The organism is Brevibacterium sp. ZH18 (assembly GCF_022748595.1).
Lineage (GTDB): Bacteria > Actinomycetota > Actinomycetes > Actinomycetales > Brevibacteriaceae > Brevibacterium.
This window is the reverse complement of sequence record NZ_JALDSX010000015.1, coordinates 55,485-72,949: the sequence shown is the minus strand read 5'-3', so window position 1 is coordinate 72,949 and position 17,465 is coordinate 55,485. Positions and strand designations below refer to the sequence as shown.

Annotated in this window: 16 protein-coding genes; 5 read left to right on the top strand and 11 right to left on the bottom strand. The window is 63.7% G+C overall.

Annotated features, from left to right (window positions below):
- Positions 1-113 precede the first annotated feature (113 nt).
- Complete coding sequence (locus MPN20_RS07965) at positions 114-851, top strand: GntR family transcriptional regulator (RefSeq protein ID WP_242780974.1); 738 nt, start codon at positions 114-116, stop codon at positions 849-851.
- 155 nt (positions 852-1,006) lie between these two features.
- On the opposite strand, the gene MPN20_RS07960 is transcribed toward MPN20_RS07965, so the two are convergent.
- The gene (locus MPN20_RS07960) at positions 1,007-2,446 is read right to left on the bottom strand and encodes an MFS transporter (RefSeq protein ID WP_242780973.1); all 1,440 of its coding nucleotides are present in this window, start codon (positions 2,444-2,446) and stop codon (positions 1,007-1,009) included.
- Between the two features lie 442 nt (positions 2,447-2,888).
- Complete coding sequence (locus MPN20_RS07955) at positions 2,889-4,550, bottom strand: aminotransferase class V-fold PLP-dependent enzyme (RefSeq protein WP_242780972.1); 1,662 nt, start codon at positions 4,548-4,550, stop codon at positions 2,889-2,891.
- An 87-nt stretch (positions 4,551-4,637) separates the two neighbouring features.
- Here MPN20_RS07955 and MPN20_RS07950 point away from each other — a divergent pair, with 87 nt between their 5' ends.
- Positions 4,638-5,690, top strand: a complete 1,053-nt coding sequence (locus MPN20_RS07950) for a LysR substrate-binding domain-containing protein (RefSeq protein ID WP_242780971.1) — start codon at positions 4,638-4,640, stop codon at positions 5,688-5,690.
- An 8-nt stretch (positions 5,691-5,698) separates the two neighbouring features.
- Here MPN20_RS07950 and MPN20_RS07945 read toward each other — a convergent pair whose 3' ends face one another.
- Positions 5,699-6,388, bottom strand: a complete 690-nt coding sequence (locus MPN20_RS07945; protein ID WP_242780970.1) for a VTT domain-containing protein — start codon at positions 6,386-6,388, stop codon at positions 5,699-5,701.
- 147 nt (positions 6,389-6,535) lie between these two features.
- Here MPN20_RS07945 and MPN20_RS07940 point away from each other — a divergent pair, with 147 nt between their 5' ends.
- A complete protein-coding gene (locus tag MPN20_RS07940) occupies positions 6,536-7,537 on the top strand; it encodes an iron-siderophore ABC transporter substrate-binding protein (protein WP_242780969.1) in 1,002 nt (333 codons plus the stop codon).
- Positions 7,538-7,562: 25 nt separating this feature from the next.
- On the opposite strand, the gene MPN20_RS07935 is transcribed toward MPN20_RS07940, so the two are convergent.
- The 7 genes from MPN20_RS07935 to MPN20_RS07905 all read right to left on the bottom strand — a co-directional run bounded on the left by MPN20_RS07935 (position 7,563) and on the right by MPN20_RS07905 (position 14,845).
- Positions 7,563-8,021 (bottom strand): Rrf2 family transcriptional regulator, encoded by a 459-nt coding sequence (locus MPN20_RS07935; RefSeq protein WP_242780968.1) that lies wholly within the window; start codon positions 8,019-8,021, stop codon positions 7,563-7,565.
- 117 nt (positions 8,022-8,138) lie between these two features.
- A complete protein-coding gene (locus tag MPN20_RS07930) occupies positions 8,139-9,050 on the bottom strand; it encodes a sulfite exporter TauE/SafE family protein (protein WP_242780967.1) in 912 nt (303 codons plus the stop codon).
- A gap of 238 nt (positions 9,051-9,288) precedes the next feature.
- Positions 9,289-10,617 (bottom strand): ATP-binding protein, encoded by a 1,329-nt coding sequence (locus MPN20_RS07925; protein WP_242780966.1) that lies wholly within the window; start codon positions 10,615-10,617, stop codon positions 9,289-9,291.
- A complete protein-coding gene (locus tag MPN20_RS07920; RefSeq protein ID WP_242780965.1) occupies positions 10,593-11,267 on the bottom strand; it encodes a response regulator transcription factor in 675 nt (224 codons plus the stop codon). The genes MPN20_RS07925 and MPN20_RS07920 overlap by 25 nt, the downstream gene beginning before the upstream one ends.
- Positions 11,268-11,592: 325 nt before the next feature.
- A complete protein-coding gene (locus tag MPN20_RS07915) occupies positions 11,593-12,798 on the bottom strand; it encodes a hypothetical protein (RefSeq protein WP_242780964.1) in 1,206 nt (401 codons plus the stop codon).
- A gap of 92 nt (positions 12,799-12,890) precedes the next feature.
- Complete coding sequence (locus MPN20_RS07910; protein ID WP_242780963.1) at positions 12,891-13,574, bottom strand: GH25 family lysozyme; 684 nt, start codon at positions 13,572-13,574, stop codon at positions 12,891-12,893.
- Between the two features lie 20 nt (positions 13,575-13,594).
- Positions 13,595-14,845: a pyridoxal phosphate-dependent aminotransferase gene (locus MPN20_RS07905; protein ID WP_242780962.1), complete on the bottom strand. Its 1,251-nt coding sequence runs from the start codon at positions 14,843-14,845 to the stop codon at positions 13,595-13,597.
- Between the two features lie 183 nt (positions 14,846-15,028).
- On the opposite strand from MPN20_RS07905, the gene MPN20_RS07900 reads away from it, so the two are divergent.
- Both MPN20_RS07900 and MPN20_RS07895 read left to right on the top strand, forming a co-directional pair.
- Positions 15,029-15,901, top strand: coding sequence for an ABC transporter ATP-binding protein (locus MPN20_RS07900; RefSeq protein ID WP_242780961.1), 873 nt, complete (start codon positions 15,029-15,031; stop codon positions 15,899-15,901).
- Positions 15,898-16,632: an ABC transporter permease gene (locus tag MPN20_RS07895; protein WP_242780960.1), complete on the top strand. Its 735-nt coding sequence runs from the start codon at positions 15,898-15,900 to the stop codon at positions 16,630-16,632. Before MPN20_RS07900 ends, MPN20_RS07895 begins: the two co-directional genes overlap by 4 nt.
- A gap of 76 nt (positions 16,633-16,708) precedes the next feature.
- Here the strand turns inward: MPN20_RS07895 and MPN20_RS07890 are convergent, their stop codons facing one another.
- Positions 16,709-17,284: a GNAT family N-acetyltransferase gene (locus tag MPN20_RS07890; RefSeq protein ID WP_242780959.1), complete on the bottom strand. Its 576-nt coding sequence runs from the start codon at positions 17,282-17,284 to the stop codon at positions 16,709-16,711.
- Positions 17,285-17,465: the final 181 nt, after the last annotated feature.

Here is a 17,465-nt window from a genome sequence, read left to right as displayed (position 1 = left end):
CAGGCCGAGTCGGGTGGGGTGAGAGTTGTTCCCGGGGATAATTTGTGTGAGGCACGACCCTCATTAGCCGGGGGTATTGACATGAGGCACTCCGTAGTCATCGAAGGAGAATTGTGGTCACCAGCGAATCTGCCGCACCTGATGCGAAGCGCTCGGCGTCGGGCAGCCACGGATCGGGCAGTCACGCGTTGACCCCTGTCCGGCCCGAGTCGACTCCGACACTGAGGGAGCACGCGCTCGTCATCATCCGCCATGCGATCACGACCGGGGATCTCGCCGACGACACCATCTATTCGGCCGCGGGGCTGGCCAAGCAGTTGGGCATCTCCCTGAGCCCTGTCCGAGAAGCCATGATGTCTCTCGTCGCTGAAGGCACGGTCGAGGCGGTCCCGAATCGCGGTTTCCGTCTGGTGCCGGTGACGCGAGAGGACCTCGAGGAGATCATCCGCATCAGAGCCCTGCTCGCTGGGCCCGCGGTCGAAGCCCTGTGTGCTCGGGCCACCGAGGATCCGGCAGCGAGTGAGTCTGCGCTCGGCGATCTGCGCAGGCATGCCGAGGATGCTCTGGCCGCGGCACTCGAGGATGACACGATCGGCTTCATGACCGCCGATCGTCTCTTCCACGAACATCTGCTGGAGCACGGTCTGGGCCGGCGGGCGGCCGATATCAGTCTGCGGCTGCGAGACCAGTCGCGAGTCTTCGCAGCCCATTCGATCGCCGCCATCGTCGATGCCGAATCGGCGCAGCAGATCGTCGATCTCGTTGGGCTCATCGAGGCGGGCCGGTCTGCCGAAGCTCAGGCTCTTGTCATCGACAATCTCTTCTATTTCAGGCGGGCCGAGGACCTCTAGCCCGACGGAAAACCCCGGGGCGATTCGACTGGAGTTGGACAACGGCCAAGCGAAGCAGACGACAAAGCGGCCGCCCCAGGACAGGGGGCGACCGCCTCGGCGATGGTCAGGGACTGCTGGTCAGGGCTGTTGGTCAGTCCTGCTGCCGCCCAGGATCACACCTGCACCACCGGAATCGGCATGGTGTCCGTATCGAGGTCAGGATTGTCATCCTGTGTGCGAGCCAGCTCGACCGCCTCTTCGTGCGACCCCACGGTCGGGAACGACCCGAGCAGAGGCCTGTGGGCGGACTCCTTCATCAAGAGCACCGCGACGAAGGCGATGATCGAGAAGAACATGATGTAGAACGCCGGCATGTACGAGTTTCCGGTGAGGTCGATGAGCGCCTGACTGAACAGCGGGGTGGTACCGCCGAACAGTGAGACTCCGATGTTGAAGGTCAGGCCCATGGCGCCGTAGCGCGACGCCGTCGGGAACAGCGCCGGCAGCGTCGATGCCAGGCAGGCGATGTAGAAACCAGCCGGCACGGCAACCATGAACAGTGCGATGACGACGGCCCACATCTCGCCGATCTGCATGATGGCGAAGGCGGGGACCATGAGGACGATCGTCGCTCCCGCGGCCACGAGGAAGACGAACTTGCGGCCCATCTTGTCGGAGAGCTTGCCGATGAGCGGCAGGCAGGCGGACATGATGACGAGCACCGGAATGGTGGCCACCGCAGCCTGGACGTTCGAGACCTTGACCGTCTCCTCGAGATAGGTCGGCATGAAGCTCGTGAGAGCGTAGCCCACTGTCTGGGACCCGGCAACGATGGCGATGCCGATGAGGATCTCTTTCCAGAAGTGACGAATGACCCCAAGGAGGCCATGGCGGGCATACTTGTCGTCCTTGACTTTGACGTCAAGCCCCTCGGCTACGGAAGCTTCGAAGCTGGGAGTCTCGGGGATCTTCAAACGGAACCAGATGGCGACTGCGCCGAGAGGGATCGCGATGAGGAATGGGATCCTCCACGCACCGTCGACCATGGCGGTGTCTCCCGCGACGCTCGTCGAGATGATGGTGGTGATGGCGACGGTGCCCGCGCCCGCTGCGAAGCCGAGGTACGAGCCGACATCGAGCCAGGAAGCCCAGAATCCACGCGACTTGTCGGGAGCGAATTCAGACACGTACGTAGTCGCACCGGCGTATTCGCCGCCGGTGGAGAAGCCCCGGATCATCTTGAGCAGGTAGAGCGGAATGATCACCCACAGGCCGATCTGAGCTGCGGTGGGCAGCACGCCGATCAACGCGGTGGCGGTGGCCATCGTGGCCATGGTGAAGAAGAGGACCTTCTGGCGTCCGTTCTTGTCACCCAGCGGTCCCAGGACCATGCCGCCGAGTGGGCGGACGAGGAAGGAGACCGCGAAGCCGAACAGGGTGACGAGGAGTCCCATCTGCCTGTCCATGCCTTCGGTGAAGACGGTCGTCATGGTGACCGCGAGGTAACCGTAGACGCCGAAATCAAACCATTCCATGAAGTTGCCGACTGTGGTTCCGCCGATTGCGGTGCGAATGGATTTCGGCTCGATGACGATGCAGTGGTCGGCCTCCAAGCGCTTCTTCTTCAGCGCTTTGCGCTCTCTGCGGGGCAGCTACCCATTGTTCGGAGCGGGTCTGTCGTGGCCTTCTGACATCAGTGGTTCCTCGTTTCAGATGCAATTCGGTTATCTGCCGCCCCAGCGGTTCGCAATGCCGATCTCGGCGCTACACGCCACCCGAGGTGGGCGCGATGTTGAGGCGGCCGGTTTTTGGCAACGCAGAACATCTTGATGTGACTTTACCGCTATGTCAACAAATTTAGTGATCCAACTCACAGCAAGCTGCCGATTCGGCAGAGGTTCTATGGCCGGTGTCGGCGGGGCGAATGTCTTTACATCAGAAAAGCCTTGGGTTATTCGCAACGAGGGCCGAGCGGTGTGCTGACGCTCGAACGCGCCCGCTGGCGCTCGAAGGCGCACGGTGACGAGGGTGATCAGGCGGCTGGCCGGACTGCGGCTATTCCTTGGCCACGCGGAAAATCGCAAGCTGTGCGTCGACGGCACCACGGACGTGGCCCGACGGGAGCGCGGCTACGGCCTGGAGGAAATCGATCGTCTCGGTGGTGATCTCCTCGCCGGGGAGGACGTTCGGGATGCCGGGAGGGTACGCGGCCAGCGAGCTTACGCTGATCCGGCCGACAGCCTCGGCGGCGGTGACGAGTTCGGACTCCGCGAAGAAAGCATCGCGGGGAAGCTGCACGAGCTTCCCAGCCGCTGGCAGGGGAGGGATCCCCGCCGAGGCGGTTGTGCCCTTGGCAGGTCCCGCCGGGGGTTGTGCTGAGTCGTCAGCTTCCGCGACGCGGGAATCGGCGGTGTCCCGACGCATCTCATCCAGTGCGTCGAAGAGCCGGGTGAGGTCGAGCGACTTCCCGATGCCGATGAGGGCGACGAGCGTGGTCGCGGTGGCCATCTCGGCGAAGATGTCGAATTCCTCGGTCAGGCGTTTGCGCACCGTGTGCCCGTCGAGTCCCGTCGAGGTGATGTCGATGGGCAGGCGGAAGGGGTCGATGTCGACGACGTCGGGGTGATTCATGAAGTCCCCGGACAGCAGATGGTAGTGCTCGGAGCCTTCGATCTGCGCGCGGATCTGCCGGACGTTCTCGATCGAGTCCGAGATCGTCTCGTGGGAGTTCATGAGATCCCGGCGGGCGATGTCGATCGACGCCATGAGGTGAGCGTTCTCGCTCGTCGACGCGGTCATCATGAAGGCGCGGGCCAATGCAGGCTCGAGCCGGTCGGCGAACTCGGTGTCACCGAGGTGGAGCAGTGCGGACTGCGTGAACGAGCCGGCGAGCTTGTGGGTGCTCATGATGACGATGTCGGCACCCTGGGTAACCGGTGAGGTGGGCAGGTCCGGATGGAAGCCGAAATGTGCACCCCACGCGGCATCGACGATGAGGCACGCGCCCGCGTCATGGGCCACTTCGGCGAGGGCCTCGACATCGGCGACGGCACCGAAATAGCTCGGGGTCACGAGGTAGACGGCGGTGACCTTCTCAGGGTGGGACCGGATGGCTCGACGCAGCGAGTCAGGGGTGACGCCGTGGGCGATGCCGTTGACCTCGTCGACATTCGGGTAGACGAAGCCGGGGTTGAGTCCGGCCAGCACGATGCCGTCGATGAAGCTCGAATGGGCGCTGCGCTGAGTGACCACGCCCGTGCCCAGGGTGCCGATGGCCAGCGCCGTCATGCGATTGCCCTGTGACGAGCCGTTCGTGAGGAACCAGGTGCGCCGTGCGCCCCAGGCCTCGGCGGCCAGTTGCAGGGCTTCGTCCTTCGGGGTGTCGACACCGAGGTCGATGCCGTCGAAGAGCGGGGGGATGTCCAGGGAGAGGGTGTGCTCGCCGAAGTATTCGGCCTGACCGGCCGAGATTCCCGAGCCGATTCCGCCGTGCCCAGGGGTGGACAGGAACAGGGAGTCCTTCGCGGCTGCTGCTGCCAGCGCATCGGCGTAGGGGGCACGCGTCTGCGGGTCGGCGTCAAAGGCACGCGTCTGCGGGTCACGCGCGGTCCGTGATTCCACTGCCGAATCCGCGTCCGAGGGTCGACCTTCGGGCAGTCGAGCGGAGGTCGCGGAGTGCGGAGCTGAGGGCATCGGGGAATCCTGGTGGACGGTCATGATCCCAGATTAGGCAATGCCGCCTTGCCGCAGAATAGCAAGTTTCCTCACCTGATCTATACTCACTATTGAACTGAGGGGTGGAGAATGATGGAAGCTCTGGATACTCGTGGTCTGATGGCTCTGCGCGCGATCGCCGAGTCCGGGTCCGTTGCGGCCGCAGCGGCGTCACTGTCCTGGAGTCAGCCGACGGTCAATCATCATCTGCGCAATCTCGAACGCAGTCTGGGGTCGACGCTCATCGCGAAGAGCCCCCGCGGTTCGCAGCCCACGGTGGTGGGCAACCTCGTGGTCTCACGGGCGAACGAAATCCTGGGACTGTGCGACCGCCTCGGCGACGAGGTGGCTCTGTGGCGGGAATCGCAGGCGGTCCCCGTCAAGATCGGGGCGGTGCCGACCGTGGGCGGGCGGGTCATTCCGAAGCTGCATTATCAGCTGCAGAAGCGCCCTCGGTGGCAGACGGCTGACGACAGCGCGACCAAGGTCAACGCGACCAACGACGGCAGCGCGACCAAGGTCAGCGCGACCAACGACGGCAACGCCGCTCTCGACGTCACGATGGACGAACATGCCAAGCTCGTCGCCGGGCTCGAATCCGGCGACCTCGACCTCGCGCTGCTCGTTTCGACGGACATCGACAAGACATGGATCCCCGCGGCGCTGACTGCTCGGCAGCTGTATTCGGAACAGCTCTACCTCTGCGTGCCGAAGTCAGTGGGCGCGGTCAGCGTCGATGCCCAAGGCATGCCGGACCTCACCGCGGTCGTCTCGCAGACCTGGGCATTCAGTATCGACCCGGGCGATGCCATCGACGAGGTGGTCCGATCGTTCTGCGTCGCCGCCGGCTTCGAACCCCGGGTCGGGATGCGGATGGACGACTACGCGGCGATCATCCGCATGATCGCGGCCGGTCTGGCCGTAGCGATGATCCCCGAATCCTCACTGCCCCAGGATCAGAGCATCGAGGTCATCCCCATGCCGTTGAGCGCCTGCCGCCGCGACGTCCTCCTCGTTTCGCGCTCGCGGACGCAGGAGTCGAAAGCGAAGGTCGGCCGACACGACCCGATCGTCGCGGCGCACAATGCCGCCATCGCCGAGGTGGTCGCCGACGTCCGCACGGTCACCGCGCAATGGCGGTGAGCTGAGTTCTACAGCTTCGGCTCAGCAGACTCAGTAGATTCGGCAGGTTCAGCAGGTTCAGCAGGCTCAGTCGGGTCAGCAGACTCAGCAGACTCGGCAGTCTCTGACTTCGTGGAACGACGCCTGCGGGCCAATGCGGTGACGATGATGGGTGCGACCGTCACGACGACGATGCCCAGCGCGATCCACTCGACGTTGTGGGCGACCCAGGGGATCGAACCGAAGAGTCGTCCGGCGATTCCGAAGAGGCCCGCCCAGGCGACTGCGCTGATCGCGTTCCACAGGGAGAACGAGGAGTGGCGCATCTTCGCCACGGCCGCCGCCGGAGCGAGATAGGTGCGGATGATCGGGACGAACCGTCCCAGGATGATGGACATCGCGCCCCAGCGGTCGAAGAAGCGCTCCGCATCCTTCAGGCGCTGCGTGTTGAGGATGCGGGCATCGGGGCGGAACATCCGCGGACCGAAGCGTTTGCCCAGGTAGTAGCCCATTTCTCCGCCGAGAAGTGCTGCGAGTGCGGCGATGAGGGTGATGAGCGCCCAATGGACATGGAGCTGGGCGGCGAGGAGAGCTGCAGCGAAGACCAGGCTGTCTCCCGGGAGGAACGGGAAGAGCAGGCCGTTCTCCACGAAGACGATGAGGGCGATCGCGCAGAGTGCGAAGGGCCCGAACGAGACGAGCAGCGATGAGATGTCCATGACTCAATCATTGCGGAAGTCAGCTGGCAGCCCTCTGAGAAACTGTCCGGATCGTCCCGAGGCGGGCGCTCCGCTTCCGGTGAACTGCGGCAGCGGGATTGGGCGTCGCGGCTCAAAGCAATTGTTGATTAGGATAGGCTATCCAATATGACAGATCATGCGAACGGGCCGACAGCTCATTGCCTTCAGCGCGGCATTTCCTCGTGGGAGGGGGCGCGGCCGGTGCTCGGACGGAGGGCATTCTTCGGCAGCGCGATGGGGGTCGGCGCAATGGTGCTCTCCGCCTGCAGCAGCCAGTCCGGCGAGGTTTCCGTTGCCGAGGCGTCCGTGCAACCGAAACGCGTGGTCGCGTTGTCGACGGGGCACCTCGACAATTGCCTGGCACTCGGAAGCGTTCCGGTCGGACTTGCCGTTGCCCGTTCGGAGGCAACTGGCGGCACGGGGATTCCCAACTTCCTCAGTGAGGAGTTCGGTGATCGATTTGATCTCGATGGTATTGAGATCGTCGGTGAACGGGGGAGTCCGGACATGGAGAAGGTTGCGGCCCTCGAACCCGACCTCATCCTTTCGAACGATCGCAGTCCGAAGAAGCTCAATGACGAATTCGCGCAGATCGCGACCACAGTGAACACGCACGGCGGAAGCGAGAACTTCAAGGATGACCTCTCGATCGTCGGCAAGGCCCTGAAGAAGCAGGATGAAGCCGACAGGCTTCTGGCCGACTATCAGAAGCGAGCCGAGGACTGGGGTGCTTCGCGAAGCGGTGCAGCAGGAAGCGCATCAGGAGGTGGACGAGAGAGCGTCTCCCTGGCCCGTGCTCGAGGCGATGAGTACCTGTACTTCGGAAGTCGAGCCCTCGCCGGCATCGTTGCCGAGGATGCCGGTCTCACTCGGCCGAAGCTACAGCAATTCGACGATAAGCCCAGTCGCGGTCTCTCCTTGGAAAGGATTAATGCGCTCGACGCGGATTGGCTCTTCTACGCCTTCCCCGACGGCGGCGGACAACTCACCGATGCTCAACTGTGGAAGAAGCTGCCCGTCGTGGCCAAAGGGCATGCGTTCGAGGTCGATGTCGACCCGTGGTTCCTCAATGCGTCGGTCGTTGCCGCAAACAGAGTGCTCACTGATATGAAGAAGTTCCTTGCGTGAGTGATAGAACCATGCGGTGAGGACCTCAGTGCGGGTTCCAGGCATCCTCGACGGCGACCTTTTCGGAGACCTCCGGTGGCAGGGACTTCGACGCCAGGTCAGCGATGGAGACCCGCTCGAGAACATCCCGCAGAGCGAAGCGGGCAGCGATCCACACCTGCTGGAGTGACTCGGCAGCCTCGTCGTATTCGACGGATTCGGGTCGTTGGCCGTAGATGGAGACTAAGGGGCCGTCGACGGCGCGGATGACATCGGCCACGGTGACGTATTGCGGAGGTCGGACGAACTTCCACCCTCCGGACTTGCCGCGGACGGATGCGAGGATCTCGCCTCGGCGCAGGTCGGCGAGGATCGACTGCAGGAATCCTTTGGGGATGTCCTGCCGTTTTCCGATCTCGTCGGCGCTCAAGGGCTCTTCGTCGACGGCGTTGGCGATTTCGATGAGTGCGCGCAGGGCGTAGTCAGATTTCGTGGTCACCCGCATTTCGCCATCGTAACAGCGAGACCGTCTGATCTGACGCGCATCGGAGCTGTCTGGGTCCGGGCCAGCCCGGCTCGATCCAGCCGAGCCCAACCTCGGCCCTACCCGACCCAGCTCGACTCAGGAACGGGCGACAGCCTCGGCGGGTGCGGTTGTTTCGGCACCTTCCTCCTTGCGCACCCTGCGCTCGAGCCGAACGGTGTGGGTGAGCAGGCCGATCCAGGCCAGTGCGAGCGCAGCGAGGACGGTGGAGAGCACAGCAGGGGAGGCATCGAGGGCCATCAGGATCGTGCGCGCATTGGTGAGGATAATGATCCCTCCGGCCGCGATGGCGAGGACCCGGGCGGGCAGAATGCGGACCAGCCAGGCGGCAACCGGTGCTGCGATGACGCCGCCGACGAGCAGTGCCGCGGCGATTTTCCAGTCGATCTCTGATGCTCCGAGCGCGAAGAGGAACCCGAGCGATCCGCCGACGGCCACGACGAACTCGCTGGTGTCGATGGATCCGACGACCTTGCGCGGTTCCAGCCGTCCGGTCGACAGGAGAGTCGTCGTCCCGACCGGCCCCCATCCGCCTCCGCCGATGGAGTCCAGGGCGCCGCCGACCAGGCCGACGGGGATGAGGAGTTTGACGCCCGGGCGGCCTTTGAAGACGGGGCGACGACCTCCGAGGGCGAGGAATCTCCAGATCACGTAGATGCCGAGGGCGAGCAGAATCCCCGAGATCCACGGGGTGGCCGCGTCGCCATTGAGGCCGGCAAGGAATGTGGCTCCGACGAAGGCGCCGATGAAGCCCGGGACGGCGAGGATCGAGACGGTCTTCCAATCGACGTTGCCGAACTTGTGGTGGGAGATTCCCGAGACGAGTGACGTCCCGATCTCAGAGAAGTGAACAGCCGCCGAGGCGGTGGCGGGGGCGATTCCGGCTGCGAGCAGCAGGGTCGTCGATGTCACCCCGTAGGCCATCCCGAGGGAGCCGTCGATGAGTTGGGCGAGGAGTCCGACGATACCGAGGACGATGAGCTGGCGCATGGTGTGCCTTTCACATGAGGACGATTGAGGACACCATATCTACTAAGTCGACTGAATTACTAGACTATGAATTTCTGTGACGTTCGGGGACTGTCTGTGTCGAGAAAAGACCCTGTCGAACAATGTCGAACAATGCCGAAGCACCGAGGCTGTTGTGCCTCGGTGCTTCGAAAATCACCCTGTCGCGCGGTGAACCATCATCCACGGGTGGGTCGTCAATGTATCTGCGAGGGAGTCCTCAGGGCGCTTCGGCCGGTGCATCCAGCGGGATCGTGACCCGTGCAAGCGTGCCATGGTCTCCGTCCGGCCGGGGGAGGAGGTGCAGCTCACCGCCCAGACGCGCGAGTGTGCGCACTGCAATCGCAAGGCCGAGTCCAGTTCCAGGGGTGTCCTGACCCGCCTCTCGATGGAACGCGTTCAATGCCCTCTCCGGCTCGCGAATACCTGGACCATGGTCGAGGACCTCGAGGCGGAGCACGTCGTGTTCCCTGTGAGCACTCACGTCGATCGAGCCTCCAGCTCCTGCATATCGGATGGCATTGCCGACCAGATTCTGCAGAACGCTGCGCGTGCCTGCTTCCGGCACAGAACACCGTCCCGCATCACTGAGGTCCCAGAGCACGTCCGTCTGCATATCATCGGCCAAGCTGAGGAAGTCGCCGGCAACTGAACGGATGATGTCATCGAGCGGAACCCGTCGGTCTTGCTGGGGAGTCTGGTCGCCGAGTACCAGCAGCTGCTCGCACAGTGCTCGCAGTCGAGCCAGCCCTTCGCTCAATTCTCCCTGTCGCTGCGCTCGGTCGACGTCAGAATCGGCAGCCAACAGGTGTTCTGCCTGAAGTGACACGGCCGCAACGGGCGTGCGGAGCTCATGGGCAGCCTCGGCGGCGAAACGTCGCTGTCCTTCGAGGACCTCTGAGGCACGGAGATGATGGGTCTCGAGTGCGTCGAGGAAATGCGCGAGTTCCGAGGGGACCTTCGTGCGCGGCAACGGGTCAAGCGCCCCGTCGTCTCGGCGTTCGAGCTCGCGACGCAGCGCATCGACCGGCTTCAGAGCCCACGTGACGACGAGCCACGCCACGAAGATCAGGATCGGGGCGCCGAGCACGATGGGCAGCATGGTGGAGAGCAGTGTCTCGTGCACCGCATCGTCGCGAACTGCGATGGGCTGGGCAACGGCAATTCTGCGGCCATCGGACAGAGTCTGCACCATGACCCTCTGCCGTCCGTCCTGTGTCGCAACAGTGGTGAGACCGTCTTTGCTGATCGCTGGCAGACCCGTGGATTTCGCTGAGTGGTCAAGCTCTTCGACGACGAGACCGGACTGGCTGGGTGTCTGCTCGAGACTGCTCTGGACGAACTGGGTCCCCGGAGCGCTGACGATCTCCGCCACTCGCGACAGCAGCCCGTCCTGTGACTCCTTCGCTTCCACGAACGCCCGATGATACGTCCACGCGGCCGTGCCGATGACGACCACCAGGACGAGGAACGTCAGTGCTGTAATCAGTCGGGATCGCAGCGACAGTGTCCGGCGGTGTGGACTCATCGGCTTTTCGGAATCGTCCATCCCAACCCCCTCACGTTCCGAATGCACTGCGCCCCGAGCTTTCCGCGCAGCCGTCGAATGATGAAGTCGATTGCATTGGACTCGATCTCGACTTCGCTTTCGTAGACATGCGACTCGAGTTGAGCCCGTGATAGGACCACACCAGGTTGCCTGATCAGGGCACGGAGCAGGGCCAGCTCACGACGGGTCAGCGTGACGCCGACGCCGTCGTCGACGGTGGCCATCGCCTTGGACTCATCGAGTGCGATGGATCCTGCGCGCAGGACGGCCGTGGAATGAGGCGAGCTGCGCCGGCTCACTGCCCGAAGTCGTGCTCGAAGCTCCTCATAGGCGAAGGGCTTCACCAGGTAGTCGTCGGCCCCAGCGTCCAAACCGGTGACCTTGTCGGACAGAGAACCTCGTGCCGTCATCACGATGACTGCGGGCTCTTGGCCCTCGCCGCTGCTCGCGCGAAGCGCCGCCAGCACGTCGATGCCGTCCAACCCCGGAAGACCCAGGTCGAGGAGGACGACGTCGAAGTCGCCGATTCGAGCGTATTCCAACGCTGTCCTTCCATCGGCGACGACTTCGACGACATAGGCATCCTCGACCAACCGTCGCTCAAGGACGGACGTGATCATCTGATCGTCCTCGGCCATGAGTATCCTCATCCTGTTCCTCTCAACTCCATGGGCGCCGGCAGGGGCGTTGGCAGCCGGCTCAGGCGCCGGCACAGGCAGCCGGCATGGGCGTTGGCAGCCGGAATAAGCGCCGGCACCGGCACAGGCGCCTGCGGGGACGCCTGCACAAGTGCCGGCACGTGCGCCGACGGGTGACGATGCTGGCTGCCGACCCCGGTCTGCCGACCCCGGTCTGCCGACCCCGGTCTGCCGACCCCGGTCTGCCGACCCCTGTCTGCCGGTTGCGTACCATCATGACCCAATCGCCTTCCCGGTTACTGTGAGGACAGTACCGACTGCAGATGGTGCGATGCCTTCACGCTGGTCTTCTGATCCGGATGGCTCGCACGCAGTGCAGTGAGCTCGCCGTCAACGGCTTTGTCGATCGTTCCCACGTGGAGGGTGACTTCGGCTTGAGGCCGGCCTCGGCGCTGTCCCACGCCGTCTCAAGGTCTTTGACACGGGTGCGTGCCGCCGGAAGGTCACCGGCTTCGATCTTCTTATTCACATCATCGGCGATCGTTGAGAACTGTGACAGATCGCCGAGGGGCCCTGTGTGCTGAGAGCTTGAGGCGCTGTCAGCCGTGGACGTCGACTGTGTTTGTGTCGAGCGAACGACCATCACCGTCGAAGCCGACGCGATGATCACGGCGACCGCGGCCCCGGCGAAGGCAATGTCGCGAACGCGACCGCCCGGAACGGACTGTCCCTTGACCAGCACGCCGTGACGGTGGACGAGGATCTGTTCGCGAACTACGAGGACCACGATGACTGCGAGGAAGATGATGCTGGTTGCCGCTGCCCCGAGCCCCATTCCGCCGTAGGTGCGGTCCTGAGTCAGGAGGTCTCCGATCGATGCTCCCAACGGACGGGTCAGAACGTAGGCCACCCAGAAGGCGGCGACGGCTGGGGCTCCGAACCGAATCGCAGCCCAGCACGCGAGAATCAGCGCACCGAAAATGATCGAGCCGAGGAGGAATCCGAGTCCGAGTGCCTCGGTGGCGAGATCGCCGGCGGCGGTGCCGAGGGCGAATGCGGTGAGGATCGCGGCCCAGTAGAAGGACTCACGTCGGACAGTGTCGATCGAGTCGATCGCGAGCGTGCGCTCCTGCCGATACCAGACGCTGAAGACTGCGATCAGCAGGACGGTGAAGACTGCGGTCGAGACATAGAGACTGACGCCCAACGTGTCGGTGAAGAAATCGGTGATCTGCGTGCCGACGATGCTCACCAGAACGACGCAGAGCCAGTAGATCCACGGCGTGTACTTCCGCGTGCGGAACTGGATCACGAGCGCCACCGCAAGGAGGAGCACCATCATGCCTGTCGTGATGAGGGGCCCAAGCCCGACGTCCACTGCCAGGTAGTCGGCAAAGGTCTCACCGACCGTGGTGGACAGTATCTTGATAGTCCAGAAAGTCGCGGTGATGGTCGGGACCTTCATCCAGCGAGACGTGTCTGCTGCGGATATCTCAGTCGGTGACCGGTACGAGGTCTGGGTGAGCGGAGAGGACGAGTTCAAGACGAGCTCCTTCTGTGGTCAGCGGGTGGATTGTGCCCGCTGTCCATGATGGGAGTCCAGAATGAGCTGAGAATGAGCAGTCGCGCAGCCCGTCAATCTTCGGTTCGCAGGACATCGAGGTCGACATCGCCGTCGATGCCCTCGACTTTCGCGAAGTAGTGGACCTGCCACATCGTCCACCCGTCATCGAGAGGCCGGACGAAGAAGTTCGTCACCCACTGAGGGTTGTCGTCCAGAGCTCCGATCGAGTACTCGGAGGTGAATGACCCGCGAGCATAGACAAGCAGCGGACGCTGCCACGCCTCCTCGACGATGCGTCGGAAATCCTCGAGATCACCATCGACGCTGGACTGCGAAGGCCGTTTCTCACAAGAGCCGATGAGTTCGAGGTCGACGGCGGGAGCCAGAGCCTGCGGATCTGGAGGGGCGGTCCTGAGGAAGTTCTCGGCCTGCTCCGCTCCTGGTGAGCAGAGGGTGAAGAAATGGTAGGCACCTCGGCGGATGTCGGCGCCTCCCGACTGCTCCCAGTTCTCTGCGAAGCGAGGGTCCGCATAGTCATTGCCTTCGGTCGCTTTGATCATCGCCGCGCCGATCCCATCGTCGGCGACGGCACCCCAGTCGATGGTGCCCTGATGGTTCGAGACGTCGATCGCATGGACCTCGCCGGTGGCCCGATCGAGCGGTGGTCGATGCTCAGGCACCCAGCGAAACCACCATGCTCCCGCGCCGAGGACGATGACGAGGACCAGGACCACGGCGATGGCCGTGATGCGCAATCCACGAGAGCGCAGACGCTTCACCCCGCCGCGGCAGACAGCTCACAGGAGCTCGTCGCCTGCTGCTGATACCCGGAGAGGAACTCGCCGAGGCGGTTGATCGACTCGTCCAGAACCTCGACAGAGGGCAGGGTGACGAGCCGGAAGTGGTCGGGGCGCGACCAGTTGAAGGCCGTTCCGTGGGAGACGAGGATCTTCTGCTCACGCAGCAGATCGAGCGCGAACTGTTCGTCGTCGGTGATCCCGAACTTCTCGACGTCGAGTTTCGCGAACATGTAGAGCGCGCCGTCGGCCTTGTGTGCCGAGACGCCATCGATGGAGTTCAGTCCCTTGTGGGCGAGGTTCATCTGAGCTCCGAGGCGTCCCTGCGGCAGCACGAGGCTCTCGATCGACTGCTTTCCGCCCAGTGCCGCCTGGATCGCGTGCTGGGCGGGAACGTTTGCGCACATGCGCATGTTCGCCAGGAGTTTGATCCCCTCGAGGTAGCTCTTCGCTTCCTTCAGGGGGCCGGTGATGGCCAGCCAGCCGGCGCGGTAGCCGGCGATCCGATAGGCCTTGGACAGGCCCGAGTACGTCAGGCACAAGACATCGTCGCCGGCCAGAGTGGCCATATTGACCATTTCGACGCCGTCATAGGTGATCTTCTCGTAGATCTCGTCGGCGAAGATGATGAGGTCGTGGCGACGGGCGATGTCGACGATCTTCTTCAGGGTCTCCTTCGAATAGACCGCGCCGGTGGGGTTGTTCGGGTTGATGACGACGATGCCGCGGGTGTTGTCGGTGATCTTCGACTCGAGGTCCTCGAGATCGGGCTGCCAGGCGGTGGACTCGTCGCAGACGTAGTGCTTCGGGGTGCCGCCGGACAGTGCGACCGAGGCAGTCCACAGCGGGTAATCCGGGCTGGGCACGAGGATCTCGTCGCCGGGGTTGCACAGTGCTTGCAGGGACAGGGTGATGAGTTCGCTGACTCCGTTGCCCAGGAAGACCTCGGGGGTGTCCAGATTGTGGATGCCTCTGGTCTCGTAGTACTGGACGACGGCGCGGCGACCGGACAGGATTCCACGCGAGTCCGAGTACCCCTGAGCCACGGGCAGCTGTTTGACCATGTCCTGGACGATCGCCTCGGGGGCTTCGAATCCGAAGGGAGCAGGGTTGCCGATATTGAGCTTGAGGATGGTGTGGCCCGCGGCCTCCATCGCCTCGGCCTCCTCGAGGACGGGTCCTCGGATGTCATAGAGGACGTTGGCCAATTTCGACGACTGCCTGTACATGGGAACCTTGAGAACCTTTCGATGCGACGTTTGCTATTCCCACGCTATGACCCCCGCCGAGGTGGTTCTGACCAAACAGAGGCCCGTTTCGTGAACCTTTGGCGGGGTTTTCGGATTGTTTCCCAGACCTTTCGTATCATGGGGCACTTGACGTGCACCACTATCGGGAGTCTTATTCTTCTTATGATGGGCAACGCGATCGAGGCTCAGGGACTGACGATCCGACGCGGGCGCAACACCGTGATCGACGGCCTCGACCTGACGCTGCCGCGTGGTGCGATCATCGGGCTGCTCGGGCCCAGCGGCAGCGGGAAGACGACGCTCATGCGCGCGATCGTCGGGGTCCAGATCGTCAGCGGCGGAACGATCAGTGTGCTCGGCGAGCCGGCAGGGTCGGCTCTTCTGCGCCACCGGGTCGGCTATATGACGCAGCTGCCAAGCATCTACGACGATCTTTCGGTGCGCGCGAATCTGCGTTACTTCGCACGGGTGCAGGGTGTGCCGAAGTCGGATGTCGACCGAGTCATCGAGCGCACCGGCCTGACGGGACAAGCCGATCAGCTCGCCCGCACACTCTCCGGCGGGCAGGCCAATCGTGTTTCGCTGGCGGCTGCGATGCTCGGTTCGCCGGAGCTGCTGGTCCTCGACGAGCCCACGGTTGGTCTCGACCCGGTTCTGCGCTCCGACCTGTGGGGCATCTTCCGTCGCATCGCGGATGAAGGGGCGACACTGCTCGTCTCGAGTCACGTCATGGACGAGGCGACGCGGTGTGATCGGCTGCTTCTCATGCGTGAGGGAGCGGTGATCGCCGATACCACTCCGCGCGAGCTGCTCGAGAGCACACGGGCCGCCTCGGCGGAGGAGGCGTTCCTGCGGATCATCGAAGCCGAGACGGACACGAGGGACTCGACGACGAGAGCCGCGAAGTCGACGAACTCTGCATCGACGAACTCGGCATCGACGAGGCTCTTGGCGACGAGGCCTTTGGCGACGAGCCCGCCATTGCGGAGCCCGCCGTTGCGGAGTCCGCGCCGTTCGAAAAGGGCGAAGAGATGACTCCATCACGGACCCTGGCGACCGCAGGGCGAGTGCTGCTCCAGATCCGCAACGATCCGCGCACCATCGGCCTGCTGCTCGTCGTGCCCAGTCTGCTGATCGGCCTTGTTGCCTGGATCTTCGACGAGACGACCGTCTTCGACACTATCGGCCCGGCGATGCTCGCGCTGTTTCCGTTCATCGTGATGTTCCTCGTCACGAGCATCAGCACACTGCGAGAACGGCGCAGCGGCACCCTCGAACGTCTGCTGTCGATGCCGTTGGGTCGAGGCGACTTCATCCTCGGGTACACGTTGGCCTTCGGCCTGCTTGCGGTGCTGCAGACGGCGATCGCGGTGGGTTTCGCCACGGTGGTGTGTGGACTGGAGATTGAAGAGTCGATCGTGCTGCTCTTCGTCGTCGCCATTGCGGATGCGCTTCTCGGTACGGCGCTCGGTCTTCTCGCCAGCGCATTCGCCCGCACCGAGTTCCAGGTCGTGCAGTTCATGCCGGTGCTCGTGTTCCCGCAGATCCTGCTGGGCGGCATCTTCCTTCCCCGCGATCAGCTGCCAAACGTGCTTGAGGTGATCGGTGACTGGCTGCCCCTGTCGCACGCGATCGACGCTCTGACTGCGGTGTCGACGGGCGGCGAGGACGCGGCGTACATCTGGTTGCGGATCCTCTTCATCGGCTGCTGGATCGTCTGCGCCATCATCGTCGGTTCCCTGACTCTGCGACGCCGGACGCCTTGACTCTCAGGGGGTGATGGATGACCGGGCACTCAGAAACAACCGGAGGCCGAGTGCTCTTGGAAAGGTGCAGTCCGTTTCACGCCACGTGTCGGTCGGTGCTCAGCATCCCGAAGACGAGGGTGTCCGTCCATTCGCCCTTCGACCACCAGTCCTGGCGCAGGTGGGCCTCGCATGTCATGCCGAGCCTCTCGGCCATTTTCGCCGAGGCGGTGTTCCGGGCATCCATCTGAGCGATGACTCGGTGGAGTCCGTAATGGTCGAAGGCGACATTGAGCAACGCAGTGGCCGCTTCGGACGCGAAGCCGTGGCCGCCAGCTGCAGGATTGAGCACCCAGCCCATCTCTGCCTTCTCCGCTGAATCGCCGGTGAGCCAGATGCTGACGTCGCCGATGACGACAGAGCCTTCGAGGCCGTCGAGGCCGTCCTTGGTTTCGACGATCAGCGAGAGTGCACGCGATTCGGTGTCCAAGCCGGTCTTCGGAGTGCGCTGGGCGATCTCGGTCCGTGCCTCCTCGGCACTCCAGGGCTCGCAGAGGAGGAACTGCGCAACATCCTCGCGGGAGTAGATGGGCAGAAGTGCCTCGGCGTCGGTCTCGCGATACGCACGCACACTCAGCCGGTCTGTGGTCAACGGCAGCGACAGTGGTTCCATAGTCTCCAGCCAATCACGACCAAGGTTGAGGCGAAAGGGAGGAGCAGTTGGAATCTCCTGAAACGCTGCTCAGAGCAGAGTCCGGATGGCAAACGACAGCCGGACGGCAAACGACAGCCGGACGGCAAACGACAGCCGGACGGCTAACGACAATAGGCGCCGCAGGTAGTGACAAATGGCA